The organism is Sulfitobacter sp. (genome assembly GCF_036961165.1).
In the GTDB taxonomy this organism is placed as follows: Bacteria; Pseudomonadota; Alphaproteobacteria; order Rhodobacterales; family Rhodobacteraceae; genus Sulfitobacter.
This window is the reverse complement of record NZ_JBALVJ010000007.1, coordinates 22,601-39,411: the sequence shown is the minus strand read 5'-3', so window position 1 is coordinate 39,411 and position 16,811 is coordinate 22,601. Positions and strand designations below refer to the sequence as shown.

Annotated in this window: 14 protein-coding genes and 1 tRNA gene; 6 read left to right on the top strand and 9 right to left on the bottom strand. The window is 56.9% G+C overall.

Features of this window, described 5'->3' with window-relative positions; translation table 11 throughout:
* Positions 1-168: 168 nt before the first annotated feature.
* The 3 genes from V7730_RS05595 (at position 169) to V7730_RS05585 (ending at position 4,333) form a co-directional block, all read left to right on the top strand.
* The gene (locus V7730_RS05595; RefSeq protein ID WP_335746608.1) at positions 169-978 is read left to right on the top strand and encodes a division plane positioning ATPase MipZ; all 810 of its coding nucleotides are present in this window, start codon (positions 169-171) and stop codon (positions 976-978) included.
* A gap of 88 nt (positions 979-1,066) precedes the next feature.
* The gene (locus V7730_RS05590; RefSeq protein ID WP_335746607.1) at positions 1,067-2,302 is read left to right on the top strand and encodes an amidohydrolase family protein; all 1,236 of its coding nucleotides are present in this window, start codon (positions 1,067-1,069) and stop codon (positions 2,300-2,302) included.
* Between the two features lie 357 nt (positions 2,303-2,659).
* Complete coding sequence (locus V7730_RS05585; protein WP_335746606.1) at positions 2,660-4,333, top strand: ABC transporter substrate-binding protein; 1,674 nt, start codon at positions 2,660-2,662, stop codon at positions 4,331-4,333.
* A gap of 288 nt (positions 4,334-4,621) precedes the next feature.
* Here V7730_RS05585 and V7730_RS05580 read toward each other — a convergent pair.
* The 5 genes from V7730_RS05580 to clpS all read right to left on the bottom strand — a co-directional run bounded on the left by V7730_RS05580 (position 4,622) and on the right by clpS (position 7,897).
* Positions 4,622-4,698: transfer RNA gene (locus tag V7730_RS05580), tRNA-Met, on the bottom strand.
* A 75-nt stretch (positions 4,699-4,773) separates the two neighbouring features.
* A complete protein-coding gene (gene hemF, locus V7730_RS05575; RefSeq protein ID WP_335746605.1) occupies positions 4,774-5,664 on the bottom strand; it encodes an oxygen-dependent coproporphyrinogen oxidase in 891 nt (296 codons plus the stop codon).
* Positions 5,665-5,742: 78 nt separating this feature from the next.
* The gene (locus tag V7730_RS05570) at positions 5,743-6,543 is read right to left on the bottom strand and encodes an SDR family NAD(P)-dependent oxidoreductase (RefSeq protein ID WP_335746604.1); all 801 of its coding nucleotides are present in this window, start codon (positions 6,541-6,543) and stop codon (positions 5,743-5,745) included.
* 19 nt (positions 6,544-6,562) lie between these two features.
* Positions 6,563-7,555, bottom strand: coding sequence for a class I SAM-dependent methyltransferase (locus V7730_RS05565; RefSeq protein WP_335746603.1), 993 nt, complete (start codon positions 7,553-7,555; stop codon positions 6,563-6,565).
* Positions 7,556-7,558: 3 nt separating this feature from the next.
* Positions 7,559-7,897 carry an ATP-dependent Clp protease adapter ClpS gene (clpS, locus tag V7730_RS05560; RefSeq protein WP_335746602.1) on the bottom strand — a complete coding sequence of 113 codons (339 nt, stop codon included), beginning with the start codon at positions 7,895-7,897 and terminating at the stop codon, positions 7,559-7,561.
* Between the two features lie 90 nt (positions 7,898-7,987).
* Here clpS and V7730_RS05555 point away from each other — a divergent pair, with 90 nt between their 5' ends.
* From V7730_RS05555 to V7730_RS05545, 3 genes are all read left to right on the top strand, one after another.
* A complete protein-coding gene (locus tag V7730_RS05555; protein WP_335746601.1) occupies positions 7,988-8,710 on the top strand; it encodes an HAD family hydrolase in 723 nt (240 codons plus the stop codon).
* On the top strand, positions 8,697-9,020 hold the full coding sequence (locus tag V7730_RS05550; protein WP_335746600.1) for a hypothetical protein: 324 nt from the start codon (positions 8,697-8,699) through the stop codon (positions 9,018-9,020). Before V7730_RS05555 ends, V7730_RS05550 begins: the two co-directional genes overlap by 14 nt.
* 238 nt (positions 9,021-9,258) lie before the next feature.
* A complete protein-coding gene (locus V7730_RS05545) occupies positions 9,259-10,803 on the top strand; it encodes a D-alanyl-D-alanine carboxypeptidase family protein (protein WP_335746599.1) in 1,545 nt (514 codons plus the stop codon).
* Between the two features lie 131 nt (positions 10,804-10,934).
* On the opposite strand, the gene V7730_RS05540 is transcribed toward V7730_RS05545, so the two are convergent.
* The 4 genes from V7730_RS05540 to V7730_RS05525 are packed head-to-tail and all read right to left on the bottom strand — an operon-like array spanning position 10,935 to position 16,704.
* On the bottom strand, positions 10,935-12,515 hold the full coding sequence (locus tag V7730_RS05540; RefSeq protein ID WP_335746598.1) for an ABC transporter ATP-binding protein: 1,581 nt from the start codon (positions 12,513-12,515) through the stop codon (positions 10,935-10,937).
* A complete protein-coding gene (locus tag V7730_RS05535; RefSeq protein WP_335746597.1) occupies positions 12,515-13,627 on the bottom strand; it encodes an ABC transporter permease in 1,113 nt (370 codons plus the stop codon). Before V7730_RS05535 ends, V7730_RS05540 begins: the two co-directional genes overlap by 1 nt.
* Positions 13,627-14,772 (bottom strand): microcin C ABC transporter permease YejB, encoded by a 1,146-nt coding sequence (locus V7730_RS05530; RefSeq protein ID WP_335746596.1) that lies wholly within the window; start codon positions 14,770-14,772, stop codon positions 13,627-13,629. Before V7730_RS05530 ends, V7730_RS05535 begins: the two co-directional genes overlap by 1 nt.
* 3 nt (positions 14,773-14,775) lie before the next feature.
* A complete protein-coding gene (locus V7730_RS05525) occupies positions 14,776-16,704 on the bottom strand; it encodes an extracellular solute-binding protein (RefSeq protein ID WP_443070189.1) in 1,929 nt (642 codons plus the stop codon).
* Positions 16,705-16,811 lie beyond the last annotated feature (107 nt).

The window sequence follows — 16,811 nt, the reverse complement described above, 5'->3', positions numbered from 1 at the left end:
TCCAAATGTGGGTCTGGCTCAGCGTTCTGGCAGCTAAAGTGTAGTGACCTGCACGCCCCACTGCGCAAGCATTGGGGCGTTCACCGCTTTCCAAAGGTCTGATCCCTAAATATAGTGCACCCAATATTACCCTGCGCTAATGCAGGCTACGTAAAAAGGGCATCGGACATGGCGCATATTATCGTCGTCGGAAACGAAAAAGGCGGCGCGGGAAAATCGACGGTCTCGATGCATGTGGCCACCGCATTGGCCCGCATGGGCCACAAGGTCAGCGCGCTTGATCTGGATCTGCGTCAGCGCACATTTGGCCGCTATTGCGATAATCGGGCCTCCTTCCTTAAGGAAGCCGGTTTGGACCTGCCCAGCCCCAAGTGCCACCCACTGCCCGAGGTTGATCCAAGTACGCTGAAGCCCGGTGAAAACATCTATGACCACCGCCTGTCCGCTGCAGTCGCCGAGCTTGAGCCAAATAACGGTTTCATTCTTATCGATTGCCCCGGCTCGCACACACGGCTGAGCCAGGTAGCGCATTCGCTTGCCGATACGCTTGTGACACCGCTAAACGACAGCTTCATCGACTTTGACCTGCTGGCCCATACCGATGCTTCCGGTGACAAGATCACTGGCCCTTCTGTCTATTCCGAAATGGTCTGGAACGCGAGGCAGCTACGCTCTCAAGCCGGTTTGCCTGCGATTGACTGGGTCGTAGTGCGCAACCGCATGGGCGCGCAGCGTATGGTCAACAAGGACAAGATGGAGCGTGCGATCCTGAACCTGAGCAAGCGCATCGGTTTCCGCATCGCTCCAGGCTTTAACGAACGGGTGATTTTCCGCGAACTCTTCCCCCGCGGCCTGACCCTGCTGGATCTAAAAGACATTGGCGTCAAGCAGCTCAACATTTCCAACATTGCCGCACGGCAAGAGCTGCGTGATCTGATCAAAGCGTTGAAGCTGCCCGGCGTTGACGCTGACTTTTAGACTCTGCCATCCAGCCTAGTCAGCATATAGAAGTTGGACGAGAGCGATCGCCCTGCTAACTTCTATTGCAACAAAGTAGAGACGCTTCATGCAGAACATCAAAGTCCCGTGCGTCCTGCTGCGTACTCCTGAACGCTTTGGTGGGCAGAAAGACGGAGACTGCCAGATCGGGGCTCCAATAATCCGGAATGACCGCCTTGTCGGACTCGACGCCCCCGTTCCTGACATTCCTGTGCAGATGGTTATTCCGGCGCTTACGGAAGCCCACTGCCATCTGGATAAGTGCCACACGATTGCGCGCCTCGGTCCAGTGGCAGGTGATCTGCAAACTGCAATCGCGGCCCAGTTGCGCGACAAAATTCATTGGACCCACGAGGACATTCACACACGCGCGACACAAGGTCTGACAGAAGCAAGGGCCGCCGGTGTCCTAACGCTGCGCAGTCACGTTGACTGGGGCGATACTCCGGAACCTCCGCTATCATGGCACGTCTTGTGCGAAATCGCGCAGGAACATCAGGACGTAACCCTGCAACTCAGTCCGCTGACAGGCATCGACAAGATGGCCGACGGCAGCTTCACCCGATCACTTGCCCGCGCCACGGCCGATGCGCATGGTGCCTTGGGGGCCTTCCTGCACGGTCATGACAAAATGCGCGAAGGGATCTTTCAAATGATCCGCGCTGCCAAGGAGTACGGGCTTCCGCTGGATTTTCACGTCGACGAGGGCCTCGACGAATGCAACGGGATTGAGGTGATTGCCGATGCGATCCTTGAAGCGGGGTTCGAGGGGCCGGTTCTCTGTGGTCATGCGGTGAGCTTGATGAACCGCGACCCGGAACATCTCAAACGCATCGCAGACAAACTGGCGCGCGCTGGTATCGCCGTGTGTGCCCTGCCAACCACCAACCTATATCTGCAAGATCGCCGTGAAGGGACGCCGGACCGTCGCGGCATGACCCGCCTGCGGGAATTGCGCGCGTCTGGTGTGCCGATCCTCACTGCGTCAGATAACGTCGCAGATGCCTTTTGCCCGCTGGGTCAGTTCGACCCGATGGCCGCACTACATCTGACGGCACTTGCCGCGCATCTAGATCCGCCTATGGCGCGATGGTTGCCAATGATCACCATCGACGCACGACGCGCCATGGGGCTTGATCCATTCTTTATCGAAGACGCCCCGCTGAGGACACTGCGCCTGAGTGATGCCATCGATTGTGAGGGATTGGTGGCTGGTCGTAGCCCGCTTCGAGATCTGAAAAAAGCGCTAGATTCGCGAAACAGCTCAACTTCGAGATTCAAAGCACGTTGGCAACCGCTTTAGCCAATCGTCACAACGTGAGCTTCCGATTGCGGCATTCGCGCCGTACCCGTCGCGATGCGAGCACATGCGCGACCTCCTAGGCCGCAAGATGTCGCTCAGAGGAAACTGGCGCCTTGAACCCTTGGCTGATAGCCTCAACATAAGAACAGATATATTTTCCGCACGCTCACCGCCCCTTGATCCATCGGAACGATAGGGTTGACGAGAGGGGCATATCGCCGGATCATCAAACTAGAGCTGCCGTTCGAGCAGACCGGAAAGCAGGATCAACCTGCAATCACCGAACCCGCAAGACCGGGTTTTATGTGGCAGTGCGCCCTGATGCGCACCGGCACACCTACAACAGAGAGGAAGATCATGACATTCACAACACGCACCGGAAAGCCGCTGCCGCAGTCCATACTGGACAGCGCAGAGCAGGCCAAGGCCGACCCCGTCAACCGCCGCGAGTTCCTCGCGCTTGCCAGTGCCTTTGGTGCTACAACTGCCACGGCCTACGCCATGCTTGGCATGGCCGCACCCGCGCAGGCTGCGTCCCACTCTGACAAGAAGATGGGCGGCACCGTGCGCATGCAGATGGAAGTCCGCGCGCTGAAAGATCCGCGCACCTATGACTGGTCTCAGATCGCCAACTTCTCCCGCGGCTGGCTCGAGTACCTCGCAATTTGGGAAAACGACGGTACGTTTACGCCTGCCTTGCTGGAAAGCTGGGAAATCAATGACAACGCCACTGAATATACTTTGAATGTCCGTAAAGGCGTCAAATGGAACAACGGTGACGATTTCACAGCCGAGGACGTGGCCCGCAATATCACTGGCTGGTGCGACAAGAAGGTTGAAGGCAACTCCATGGCGGGCCGTTTTGCGACCCTGATCGACGCCACGACCGAAAAAGCCATCGAAGGTGCTATCGAAGTTGTAGACACCCATACCGTCAAGCTGAAGCTGCCGACACCGGACATCACCTTGGTCGCCGGCATGGCCGATTATCCTGCCGCAATCGTACACAGCTCTTTCAGTGCAGATACGATGACCGACAATCCTGTTGGCACAGGCCCGTTCCTGCCAGAATTGCTGGAAGTTGGCGTCAAAGGTGTGCTGGTCAAGAACGAAGACCACACGTGGTGGGGCACAGAAGTCTACGGTGGCCCCTATATCGACCGTCTGGAATACATCGACTACGGTACAGACCCTTCCGCATGGATCGCGGCAGCCGAAGCCGAAGAAGTTGACGCTTTCTACTCTATGGAAGGCGATTTCATCGACATCCTGACTGGCCTTGGTGGCTGGGTCGAGCATGAGATTGCAACCGGCTCAACCATTGTCATCCGGCCTAACCAATTGGCCGAAGTTGACGGCAAGCGCCCTTACGAAGACGCCCGTGTGCGTCGTGCCTTGGCGTTGGCCGTGGACAACAACGTGCTCCTTGAGCTTGGTCAAGCCGGACGCGGCCTTACTGCAGAAAACCACCACGTTGGCCCGATGCACCCCGAGTATGCAGAACTGCCGCTTATCAAAGCCGATCCAGCAGCAGCCAAGGCGCTGATGGAAGAGGCAGGCATGGCCGATTTCGAGCATGAGCTGTTCTCGATCGACGATGCATGGCGCAAGGACACCACCGATGCTGTGGCTGCTCAACTGCGCGACGCAGGTATCAAAGTGAAGCGGACGATCCTGCCCGGCTCCACGTTCTGGAACGACTGGACGAAGTATTCCTTCTCCTCCACCAACTGGAACCCGCGCCCGCTGGGTGTGCAAATCTGGGCGCTTGCCTACCGTTCAGGTGAGGCATGGAACGAGTTCGGCTGGTCCAACGCCGAGTTTGACGCCATCCTGACCGAAGCACTGGCGACGCCAGACATCGAAAAACGCCGTGCGCTGATGGCGAAGGGTCAGAAACTGATTCAGGACGAAGGCGTGACGATCCAGCCGTACTGGCGTTCGCTTTACAACCACACCAAAGAGGGCCTGACAGGTGCTGCGCACCACATCGCCTTCGAATACCACCCTGCACGGATGGCGTGGACCTAACCCTCTGCCGTCAAAGTTAGACACCTACAAAGGGCCGCACATGTCGCGGCTCTTTTTTCATGTCCGGCAGCAAAGTGCTTTGTCAGCAGAGCACGAACAGGGTGATCGAAATGCACTCTTGGCAACGCTGTCAGCGCTATGAACATGATATCCATGCCCCTTCCCCTTTTTGCCCCCCCAGAGCAGTAACGGCACACGCCCGATTGAACGCTACTAGCGCTACAGACAACAGTAGTGTTGTCATGCGCTACGCAGCCCTGTTTGGCTGAGGTTTGGATGGGGGAGAAGTGGTGGCGTTACCTGGATTTGAACCAGGGACCTAACGATTATGAGTCGTTCGCTCTAACCAACTGAGCTATAACGCCGTGGGCCGTGAACTATGATAGCGGCCAGCCCACGTCAAGCCAGAAACAGCATGCCATGTGCTGCAAAATTTCTGGTCAGACCCACTTGGCCATGGGTGGCAGGCTCATCAGGACCGCATTCGCGTCATGGCCTGTCTCAAGCCCGAACTTTGTGCCGCGATCGTAGACAAGATTATATTCCGCATAGAGGCCCCGATGGATCAACTGTGCGTCCTTGTCTGCTTCGGTCCAGACTTGGGGTTTACGCTTTTCTACCAGTGGCAAATAGGCTGGTAGGAAGGCGCGCCCGATGTCTTGGGTTAGGGCAAAATCCGCCTCCCAATCGCCTGTGTTCCGGTCATCCATAAAGATGCCGCCAACGCCGCGCGCACGATTGCGGTGGGGGATATAGAAATACTCGTCAGCCCACTCCTTGAGCTTTGGGTAGATGTCGGCCCCGTGGGGATCGAGATGCTCTTTCTGGGCCGCGTGGAAGTGCGCCGTGTCTTCATCGTATTCGATACAAGGGTTCAGGTCTGACCCGCCACCGAACCACCATGCGCCCGGCGTCCAGAACATGCGGGTGTTCATGTGAACTGCCGGCGCGTGAGGGTTCTGCATATGCGCCACCAGACTGATGCCAGAGGCCCAGAACCGTGGATCATCTTCCATCCCTGGCACACCGCGCGCGGCCATGGCCTTTTGCGCGCGTGCGCCCAGCGTGCCGTAAACGGTGGAGATATTCACTCCGACCTTTTCAAAAACGCGCCCGCCGCGCATCACGCTCATCAGGCCGCCGCCCGCGTCAGAACCATCCTCGGACGTTCGCGTTGTCTGGCTGACCTCAAACCGGCCCGGCGCCATATCACTGAGCGGCCCTTCGGCGTGGCTATCTTCAAGACCCTCGAACGCTGTGACGATATCGTCGCGCAGACTACTGAACCACGTGCTTGCGCGATCTTTTTCGGTCTCAAAATTTGCTGTCATGGCCGTGCTCTCTGTCAGATTAGCTGACGCGCTTACAGCACAATTTCTCTTAGGTGAACAGGGTGACGTCTTGCCGCGTCAGTGCGCTGGCGCACTAACCGCATCCAGCAGCGACCGGCCACCATCCACCACCATCACCTCGCCTGTGATGAAGCTGGAGCTTTCTGCCGCCAGAAACTGCACTGCTTCAACCAGTTCCCCCGGTGACGCGATGCGACCCAGTGGCGTGTGGCTGCGGATATCATCCCGCCACTCACGATTTTCCGCCACCGACGCCTTGAGCGATGCAGACATGACAGAACCGAAAGCCACCGCATTCACGCGGATGCGGTGAGGCGCCAAAGCAAGCGCCATGGAGCGCGTCATTTGGTTCAGCGCAGCCGAGGCAATGGAATAGCCCATGAGTTCCGACTGTGTATGAGAGGCCGCCGTCGAGCTAAGGTTTATGATAGAGCCAACAGCACCATTGGGCTGGTCTTCAGCCTGCTTCATCATCCGCTTTGCAACCTGTTGGGACAGGCGCAGCGACGTCATCAGGTTCTGCTCCAGCAGCAACTCGACGGACTGGTCTTCCACATTCAGGGCTTCGGTCGGCATCACCTGCCGCGAGGCATTCACCAGAATGTCCACTTGCTCGAACGCGTCGATGGTCGCAGACACCAGATTTGCGATCGTCAGACGCTGGCGCAAATCACCGGCAAAGAAACGTATATTTCCTTCGTCGCGGACATCGCCCAGCTCTTCCTTGAGCTTTTTCTCATCCATATCGGCGCACATCACGTTTGCGCCCTTGTCAGCAAAGCTGCGCGCAATGGCGAGGCCGATGCCGTTGGCTGCACCAGTAACAATCGCGGTCTTGCCGGAAATCGAAAATGACATGTTGTGTCCCTTGAACCGGTCAGCGCCGCTTACGTAGGGGGCGTGACGCATGGAAAAGTTTGAACCGCGCATCGCCGCCTATCTCTTCGACCTGCACAAAGCGGGTTTTCAACTCTGCCTCATAGGGCAAATGACGATTCGCCACCATCCAAAGATGCCCTTGAGGCGCCAATAGGCGGGCGGCTGACGCTACGAAAGCCTGCCCGATCTGCGGCTCCGCTGCGCGGCCCACATGAAACGGGGGGTTCATGACAACGGTGTCCATCTTGTGCTCTGGCGCCCAGTCGGTGCCGTCAGCCCAATGGAAGCGCGCGCGCGGGTCCGTGACATTGCGTTTGGCACACTCAAGCGCGAGGTGCCCAGCCTCTACCAGATGCACAGCCTCAACGCCTTCGCGGGCCAGCACATGGGCCGACAAAAAGCCCCACCCTGCGCCAAGGTCGCAGACATGTTTGCCCATCTTCTGGGGAAGTGCATCCGCAAGCAACGCGGACGCAAGATCAACGCCGTCAGCCGAGAATACGCCCGGAGCGGTCCAAAAACCACCTTCGGTCAGTGATGGGCCAGCCTCCCAATCGGCAAAGCAATCAGCGGCCGGCGCATCAATCCAGAAAAGCTTACCATGTGTTTTGGTCACAGGGCCGTGCACTGTCACACGGGCCCTCATCGCCTTCAGGATACTTTCAACGCCATCTGTCTTCTGGCCGTCAATCACGACGGCACCATCGCTCAGCGCACAGGCCTTGGCGATCATTGCACGTGCTTCCATCTTGGAACGCGGCAGACAGACCACAGCAGCGCTGTAGCGCCCCTCGCTAAGCACGTTCACGTGAAAGCCGCGCCCAGCCCAAGCGGCATGTGCCGGATAATAATCCTGAATAATCTCGGCGCGGTCTTTTGGTATACCGTCCAGATCAGCATCCGCACTTGGCGCAAATACGGCAATTGGGCCGCTTTCGGGCCACTCAAGGCCGCCGCCATCAAGCGCCAGCGGCAATCGCGAATCAAGCATCGCTTATTCTTCTTTTTCCATAGTGCATTGCAGCGGGTGCTGATGACGGCGGGCAAAATCCATCACTTGCGCGACTTTCGTCTCCGCAATCTCGTGACTGAACACACCCACAACCGCCAGCCCCTTTTTGTGAACGATCAGCATGATCTCGAACGCTTGCGCGTGATTGAGGCCAAAAAACCGTTCCAAAACATGCACAACGAATTCCATCGGCGTGAAATCATCATTCAGCAGCATCACCTTATACATCGGCGGCCGCTTCGTCTTTGGCTTCACTTTGGTCAGCAGCTCGGTTTCGTCACCGTCTTGCGGGTCTGCCATGGATATCGGATCAAGGTGCATCGCTGCTCCTGCGGTTAAGGCATGTTCATCGGGGTTGTGTATTGTCTATATAACGTGACGCCCCGTTTAGAAAAGAGGCAGCGCACCAATATGTCCAACACTCTGACGACAATCGGTTTCGATGCCGACGACACCTTGTGGCATAACGAACGTTTTTTTGCTCTGACACAGGAACGGTTTTCTGACCTGCTGGCCGATCACACGGACCGCGGAACGCTGATGGCGCGGCTACTTGAGGCAGAGCGCCGCAACCTGCCCCACTATGGCTTTGGCATCAAAGGCTTCACTTTATCCATGATCGAAACAGCCGTTGAGGTGACAGAGGGGCGCGTTTCCGCATCCGTGATTGCGCAGCTTCTGGATGCCGGTCGCGATATGCTGAGCCATTCCGTTGACCTGCTCCCGCACGCGGCTGAGACCATCGAAGCGCTGCGCCATAATTATAAAGTCCTCGTCATAACCAAGGGCGATCTTCTGGATCAGGAGCGCAAGCTGGCCCAGTCCGGCCTGCGCGACCTGTTTCATGGAATCGAAATCGTCTCAGCCGAGACGCCTGATACATACGCCCGCATTTTCAGCCAGCATGGCACCGGTGCGGATCAAGGTTTAATGATCGGAAATTCGATGGCGTCGGATGTGATCCCGATGATCAATGCAGGTGGTTGGGGCGTCTACATCCCACACGGTCTAACCTGGGAGATCGAACATGCACCGACACCAGATCACAGTAAATTTCATAAAATCAGCATCTTGTCCGTACTGCCGCCGCTGATCCAGACTCTCACCAACGGAGACACTAATGCCCCAAGCTGACCTAAGTTTTTCCGCACATATCGCGCTTGATCCAACAGTTATCCTCGCGAAAATCGAAGGGGTAATAGGCGCTTACGACAGCAACGCAGGCGACTGTAAAGGCCGCGCATTTGCCTTGGAAAAAACACACCACGCTCACATCCTGCTGAGACTACGCATGTTACGTAAACCACATCGTGACGACGCCTTTATGCAAGGCCTGCTCGCAGCACTTCAGACCGAGCTCCGCAGCCACATTCCGCCCCCTTGCATACTGGGAGTCGAATTGGGGTTTCTTGAGACGCATTATAGCTCGCTCACGCTGGAATGAATCGCCCGCCTGAAATGCGGCGGAGCACGCCCAGATCCTGCCACAATCTTGCCACAATGGCGGGTGTTGTGGTTGTTGATTTGGCGGCATCTACATATGCTATGCCGCATTGCAGAAGATCGCCTAATTCCTTTTCAAATAAGGGTTATCAGAAACGAAAATTGCTGCTATCCTTTACCTATAAATAATACGGCCACCCGAAAAATCGGGGGTCATAGGCAGAGTTAGGCAGGTTACCATGAAGGTTCGGCGCATGCAGCCGGCCCGTTTCGGGCTATTCATAATTGCGGCTATCTGGTTGTTCGTCATCGTTCCGATGAGCGCCCTTGCAGCACCCTATGCTGCCTATGTTATTGATGCGCGCACCGGCGAGGTGCTACATGCGCGCAACGCAGATACACGCCTCCATCCAGCATCCCTGACCAAGATGATGACGCTCTACATCGCATTTCAAGCGATTGAGCGCGGTGAGATTTCGCTTGATACAAAAGTAACTATTTCCCAGAATTCAGCGTCTGAGCAACCCAGCAAACTGGGCCTGCGCTCCGGTCAAAAAATTGCCCTGCGCTATCTGGTCCGTGCTGCAGCGGTCAAATCCGCAAATGACGCGGCGACAGCAATTGGTGAGGCGATTGAAGGCTCTGAAGCAAAGTTCGCCCGCCGGATGAACCGCACTGCAAAACAACTGGGCATGACGCGCACGACCTTCAAGAACGCACACGGCCTGACCGAAGACGGCCACCTCTCCACGGCCCACGACATGACCGTGATGGGCCGTCACTTGCTGTATGACTTCCCCCAGTACTACAACCTGTTCTCCCGCATTACCGCAGACGCAGGCGTGCGTCAGGTGTCCCACACCAACCGCCGCTTCCTGTCGTCCTACAAAGGCGCAGACGGGATCAAGACGGGTTATACTCGCGCCGCAGGCTTTAACCTTACTGCCTCGGCCGAGCGCGGCAATGAACGCATTATCGTGACTGTTTTTGGTGGCGCCTCCACATCCGCGCGTAACGCAAAAGTGGCCGAGCTGATGGACCTCGGTTTCCGCCGTGCACCATCCTCCGCCCCCGTACGCAAGCCAGCAGTTCCGGACTATATCGCTCAGGCAGATCCGGAACCCGCGACCCAGCAAACAGCATCAGCAGCGTCTGCCCCCGGCGCGAAGGGTAAGACAATCCGCCTGATCCGAGCTGTGAAGGAATCCAAAAGGCCCAAAATTCGCCCCGGTTCGGACGAGGCAGTCCTGGCCGCCGTGGCCGAAGCCTCTGACGCCATGAGTGACGTCCTCAGCTCAGCAATTGATGCCGCTGTTGCACAGGCGAACGCCACGCCCGCCCCTGAGGCACCAAAAGTGGCTTCAGCGGCCCCTGTCCCCATCAAGCCCGCCGCCGCTGAAGCTGTTGAGCAGGTCATCCTCGCCGTAGCTAACACATCCGCGCGCCCGACCCTCCGGCCCAAGGGCCTTGTTGTCATTGGAGCGCAACCGAAATCTGAAAAGCAGGCAGCCCCACAAGAAGTTGTCACACGGGTATCCACATCAGGCGGACGTCATTGGGGCGTGAACGTGGGACGCTTTGGCAGCCGCTATGCCGCCGAAAAGGTATTGATCAAAACCGCCTTGGCCGAGATGGCAACGCTCGATGGCTCGCTGCGAAAGGTTGTTCAAAAGCCACAAGGGTTTGACGCCAATTTCCTTGGTATGACCCGCGAAACAGCCGATCTGGCCTGTCGTCGCCTGAAAGCACGCAATGTTAGCTGCTTTATGATCGGGCCAGGCTAAGCTTCAAGGCTTCAGCCCTTCCCCACCAATCCATATCCTGAGCAGACTGCCTCCAAGGCAGTCAGTGTGGAGCTATTCGCTTATTCCATGATCGGCGCCGCATCGGCGCTTATGTCCGAGATGGCCAAGCTTTAGGTTGCGGCTTGCAACAAGCTCCGCGTGTATTCGGTTTTTGGGTTGTCGTAGAGCGCGTCTGCATCGCCATATTCCACTACATCGCCCCGCTTCATCACGATGACGCGGTGCGACATCGCGCGCACGACTTTCAGATCATGGCTGATGAACAGATAGGCCAGCCCGTATTTGACCTGTAATGCGCGCAGCAGATCGACGATCTGGACTTGAACGGTCATATCCAGCGCCGAGGTAGGCTCGTCCAGCACCAGTAGGCGTGGCCGCAGCACCATCGCGCGCGCAATCGCAATCCGTTGGCGCTGACCGCCAGAGAACTCATGTGGGTAGCGGTCCATAGTGGCAGGGTCGAGCCCGACCTCAACCATCACATCATGCACGAGCTCACGCTTGTCGCGGTCCGGGTCCACTTTGTGGATGCTCAGGCCTTCTGCGATGATCTGCATACAGGTCATACGGGGCGAGAGGCTGCCGAACGGATCCTGAAAAACGATCTGCATGTCTTTGCGCAAGCGGCGCAGGGCCTTTGTGGACCACTTACGGACATCGTCCCCCATGAAGGTGATCCCGCCCTCTGACGCGATCAGACGCATGATGGCTAGCGCTAGCGTTGTCTTGCCAGAGCCGCTTTCACCCACGATGCCGATTGTCTCACCAGCGCGCACGCTGATGGTCGCGTCGTTGACCGCTTTGACGTAACCCACTGTGCGGCGCAGGAGACCCTGCTGGATCGGGAACCAGATTTTCAGATGATCGGTCTGCGCGATTACTTCGGCATCGGCTGGAACAGGCGCAGGACGGCCCGTAGGCTCCGCACCTAGCAACTTTTGCGTATAGGGGTGCTGCGGGTTGTCGAAAATGTCTTTGGTTGGCCCCTGCTCGACGATCTCACCCTGTTGCATGACGCAGACACGGTCCGCGATGCGGCGCACCACACCCAGATCATGCGTGATGAACAGCAGGCCCATGCCCTCACTGTCTTTAAGGTCTTTGAGCAGGTCCAGAATTTGCGCCTGAATGGTCACGTCCAGCGCGGTTGTCGGCTCATCCGCGATCAGCACGTCAGGCTTGTTCGCCAGCGCCATCGCAATCATCACTCGCTGGCGCTGCCCGCCCGATAACTGGTGCGGATAGGAACCAAGGCGGCTTTCGGCATCGTGAATTCCCACCTTCTCCAACAATTCGAGAATACGCTGATGCAACGCGGCGCCGGTCAGCCCTTGATGCAAGGTCAGGCTTTCGGCCAACTGCTTGTCGATGGTGTGTAGCGGGTTGAGCGATGTCATCGGCTCTTGGAAGATAAAGCTGATGTCGTTGCCACGCACCTTGCGCAATAGCGCGTCATTTGCGCCGATCATCTGCTGCCCGTCATACGTCACCGACCCTTCGACATGGGCCGTGTCACCCAGCAAGGAGACGGTGCTGAGCGCGGAGACAGACTTGCCCGAGCCGCTCTCCCCCACCAGCGCCACGGTTTCGCCGCGTTCAAGATGGAAGGAGATCCCCTTAACCGCCGGAGTGAGCGTGCCATCCTGCCGGAAAGAGACACGCAGGTTTTGTACATCCAGAAGCGGAGCCATCAGGTGAACGTCTTTCTGGGATCAAACGCATCGCGGATCCCTTCAAAGATAAATACAAGCAGCGACAACATGATCGCAAAGGTGAAAAAGGCCGTGAAAGCCAGCCAGGGCGCTTGCAGGTTCTGCTTGGCCTGCAATGTCAGCTCGCCAAGCGAGGGCGCAGAGGACGGCAGACCAAATCCGAGGAAGTCCAGTACCGCGAGGGACGAGATAGTGCCAGTGATCAGGAACGGCAGCATCGTCAGCGTGGCGACCATCGCGTTGGGCAGCATGTGCCGGAACATGATCGTGACGTTGCCAACACCGAGCGCCCGCGCCGCGCGGACATACTCAAGATTGCGGGCGCGCAGAAACTCGGCACGGACAACGCCCACAAGGGCCGTCCAACTGAACAGCACCAACAAGAACACCAACAGCCAAAAACTGCGCCCCAGAATCGCGAACATAATGATGATCACATACAGCGACGGGGTGGATGTCCAAATTTCGATCACGCGTTGGAAGATCAGGTCAAGCCAACCCCCAAAGAAGCCCTGCACCGCGCCAGCCGCGACACCAATCACGGTGCTAAGGCCTGTTACCAGCAAAGTGAACACAATAGACAGGCGGAAGCCGTGTATCACGCGAGCCAACACATCACGCTTGGTCCCGTCCGTGCCCAGCAGGTTCTCACTATTGGGTGGCAGCGGTGCCGCACCGGGACGGTCCACGGCAGTATCAAAACTGTAGGGAATAGGCGGCCAGATCGACCATCCTTTTTGGAAGCCCTCGACACCTTCGCCGAAGGTGCCTTCAGAAATCTGCGCGACAATCCCTTCGGGATCATCAAAACAATCCTCAAGCCCACCACTAGCAATCAGGCATTTCACCTCTGGATCGCGGTAGGCGGCTTCGGTCTGGAAATCCCCGCCAAAGGCCGTTTCGGGATAGAAGTTGAAGATCGGCATAAAATAATCGCCGCGGTAGTTCACCACGATCGGTTTGTCATTCGCCAGAAACTCCGCAAAGAGCGACAGCGTGAACACCACCAAAAATATCCATAGGGACCAATAGGCACGGCGGTTGCGTGTAAAGTTGCGCCAGCGGCGTTGGTTGAGCGGAGACAGAGCCATCAGCCTTCCCTCTTGTCGAAATCAATGCGCGGATCAACCAGCACATACATCAGATCCGAAATGATCCCTACGACAAGGCCGATCAGACCAAAGATAAACAGCGTGCCGAACACGATGGGATAATCCCGCGCCACGGCAGCCTCAAAACCCAGGCGCCCCAAACCATCGAGCGAGAAGATCGTTTCGATAATCAGGCTAGACCCGAAGAAGACTCCAATGAACACCGCTGGAAATCCTGCAATCACAATCAGCATCGCGTTGCGGAATACGTGGCCATAAAGCACCCTACGCTCTGACAAGCCTTTGGCGCGGGCGGTCATGACGTAGTGCTTTTTGATCTCATCAAGAAAGCTGTTCTTAGTCAGCAGCGTCAACGTGGCAAAGGCGGAAATGGTAGAGGCCAGCACCGGCAGCGTGATGTGCCAGATATAGTCCTTTACCTTGCCCCACGCGCTGAGTTGATCAAAGTTATCAGAGGTCAGACCGCGCAGCGGAAAAAGCTCGTAACAGGTCGGGTTAAACGTCGCCCCACCGGGCCACATATCGGACAGACCGGGGATGCGGAAACAGTTGGCCGGGACGAACAGCACCAGCAACAAGATCGCAAACAAAAAGCCCGGAATCGCATAGGCGGCGATAATCGCACCAGAGGTCCATGTGTCAAACCGTGATCCGTCGCGCACTGCCTTCTTGATGCCCAACGGAATCGAAATGAGATAGGCGATCAGCGTAGACCACAGCCCCAGCGTGATCGACACTGGCAGTTTTTCCTTGATCAGATCAATCACAGAGATCGAGCGAAAGTAACTCTCTCCGAAGTCGAACATCATATAGTTGCCCAGCATACGGAAAAACCGTTCTACCGGCGGCTTGTCGAAGCCGAACTCTTTCTCCAACTCAGCGATAAACTCAGGTGGCAGCCCTCGTGAGCCCACGTAATTGTCGCTGCCTCCCAAATCCACAGTCTCTGAATCAGACCCTGAACCGGCGAAGCCGCCAAAGACATCGCCGCCACCCTGAATTCGCGCAATAGCCTGCTCAACCGGTCCGCCCGGCACGAACTGCACCAATGCAAAATTGACCAGCATGATCCCGAACAAGGTGACGGGAATCAGCAATAGCCGTCTGAGAATATAGGCGCCCATATTTTACCTCAGCGCGCCTGCCGCGCGCAGTTTTTCTGCTTTGTCGGCGTCGTACCACCAGAAATCCAGATAGCCCAGCGCATAGGCGGGCTGATCCTCTGGGTGACCATACTGATCGTAATATGCGGTCCAGTAGACGTCATTGTACCATGCCGGAATCATAATGAACTCATGCCGCAAGGCACGATCAAGGGCAGTCATGGCCGCCTCTTCCTGTTCGCGGGTTTCGGCCATCAAGGATGCCTCGATGATGGCGTCTACCATCGGGCTTGCCAGACCAGCGGGGTTGAACAGCGAATAGCCTGCTGCTTCTGATCCGTACCGCTGGGAGAGACCTGTTCCGGTCCCAAGGAAGGCCGCATATTGATCGTAGACCATGTCATAATCGCGGTCCCGTTCGCGCGCGGTATATTGTGAGCTGTCGACTTTCTCCAGAACCGCGTCGATCCCGAAGTTTGACAAATTTGACATGAAGTTCTCGATCACAGCCGACAACGTCGCAGAGCCGGAAGAGTTCAGCAGGAAGGTCAGCTTGAGCGGCTCACCGGCGGCATCGCGCCGCTTACCGTCATCGCCCACGGCCCAACCGGCCTCGTCCAACAGCTTCATCGCGGTACGTGCGTTGCGCCTGTCTAGAAGACGGTCTGAGCTAGACGTATGCGGCTGACGCACCTCTTCGGTAAGCATCTCGGGCGGGATGACAGCACCAAGGCTTTTCAGAAACTCCAGCTCCGGCCCTTCCGGCAGACCCGATGCCATCAATGGGGTGTCCTGAGTGAAGGATGCGCGCTGCTTGAACAACCCATACTGGAGCGATTCGTTGATCCATTCAAAGTTGAACGCCAGCGACACAGCCTCACGAACCCGCTTGTCCTGCAACACGTCGCGGCCAAGATTGAACACGATCCCCGTCGGTGTCGGAGGTGAGCCATCAGTGATTTCTTCTTTCACCACAAAGCCATCAGCAACCTTCGGGAAATCATAGGCTGTCGCCCACTGCTTGGAATTCCCTTCGTTCCGAAAGGTGTATTCGCCGGATTTGAAGGCCTCGAAGGCTGAGTTTTCATCGCCGAAATACTCTACGCGGATGCGGTCAAAATTGTTACGGCCCACGTTGAAGGGCAAATCCTTACCCCAATAGTCAGGGTTGCGCTTGTAAACGATGCGGCGGTTCACATCGACAGTTTCGACCATATAGGCGCCGGAACCGTGCGAAATCTCAAGACGGCTTTCATCCAGTCGCGCGCCAGTTTCCTCGTACCACTTCTTAGACCACGCAGGCACAAAACCCACCTGATCAATCAGCGAGCGGCGCGAGATACCTTCTGTAAAGTAAAATTTCACCGTCAGGTCGTCGATCACTTCGACCTTGGGGATACGTTTGCGCACCGCATCGGCGTAAGATTTCAAACCCTGATCCAAAAGCAGATTGTGGGAGAAAGCGATGTCATGCGCCGTGACCGGATCACCGTTGGAGAAGCGGGCCTCTGGGCGCATCCTGAAGATCACCCAATCTTTGCTTTCGGGGTATTCGACGCTCTCACACAGCAGGCAGTAGTATTCCGAATATACATCCGCTGGCGCAGCCTCCCCACCTACACCGTCACCCAGCAGGCTTTCATACATGACTGTACTCAGCGCGCCGCCACGGCCCTTGCGGGAATAGGGGTTCATCGAATCGAAAGTGCCGAGGGTAGAGATCGAAATCTCTCCGCCTTTCGGCGCTTCGGGGTTCACGTAATTGAAGTGTGGAAAATCGAAGGGATAGCTCAAATCACCGTAAAATGAATAGCCGTGGCTCTTGACCATCTTGTCATGTTCGTCCGCCTGAACCGCATCCCCCCAGATCACCGCACACGCACTCACCGCGAGGGCAGAACAAAACTGCGCGATGGAGAGGGGACGCTTGGGGGCGAGAGTGTCTGACGTCATGAAAAGGCTCCTTGGGGCAAATCAAACGGCTGTGCATTCAGAAATGTAAGCTAAAGGCCACGCAGGCCAAGATACAAGTTGCAACTCTGTGATCTGGCGGAAATCTG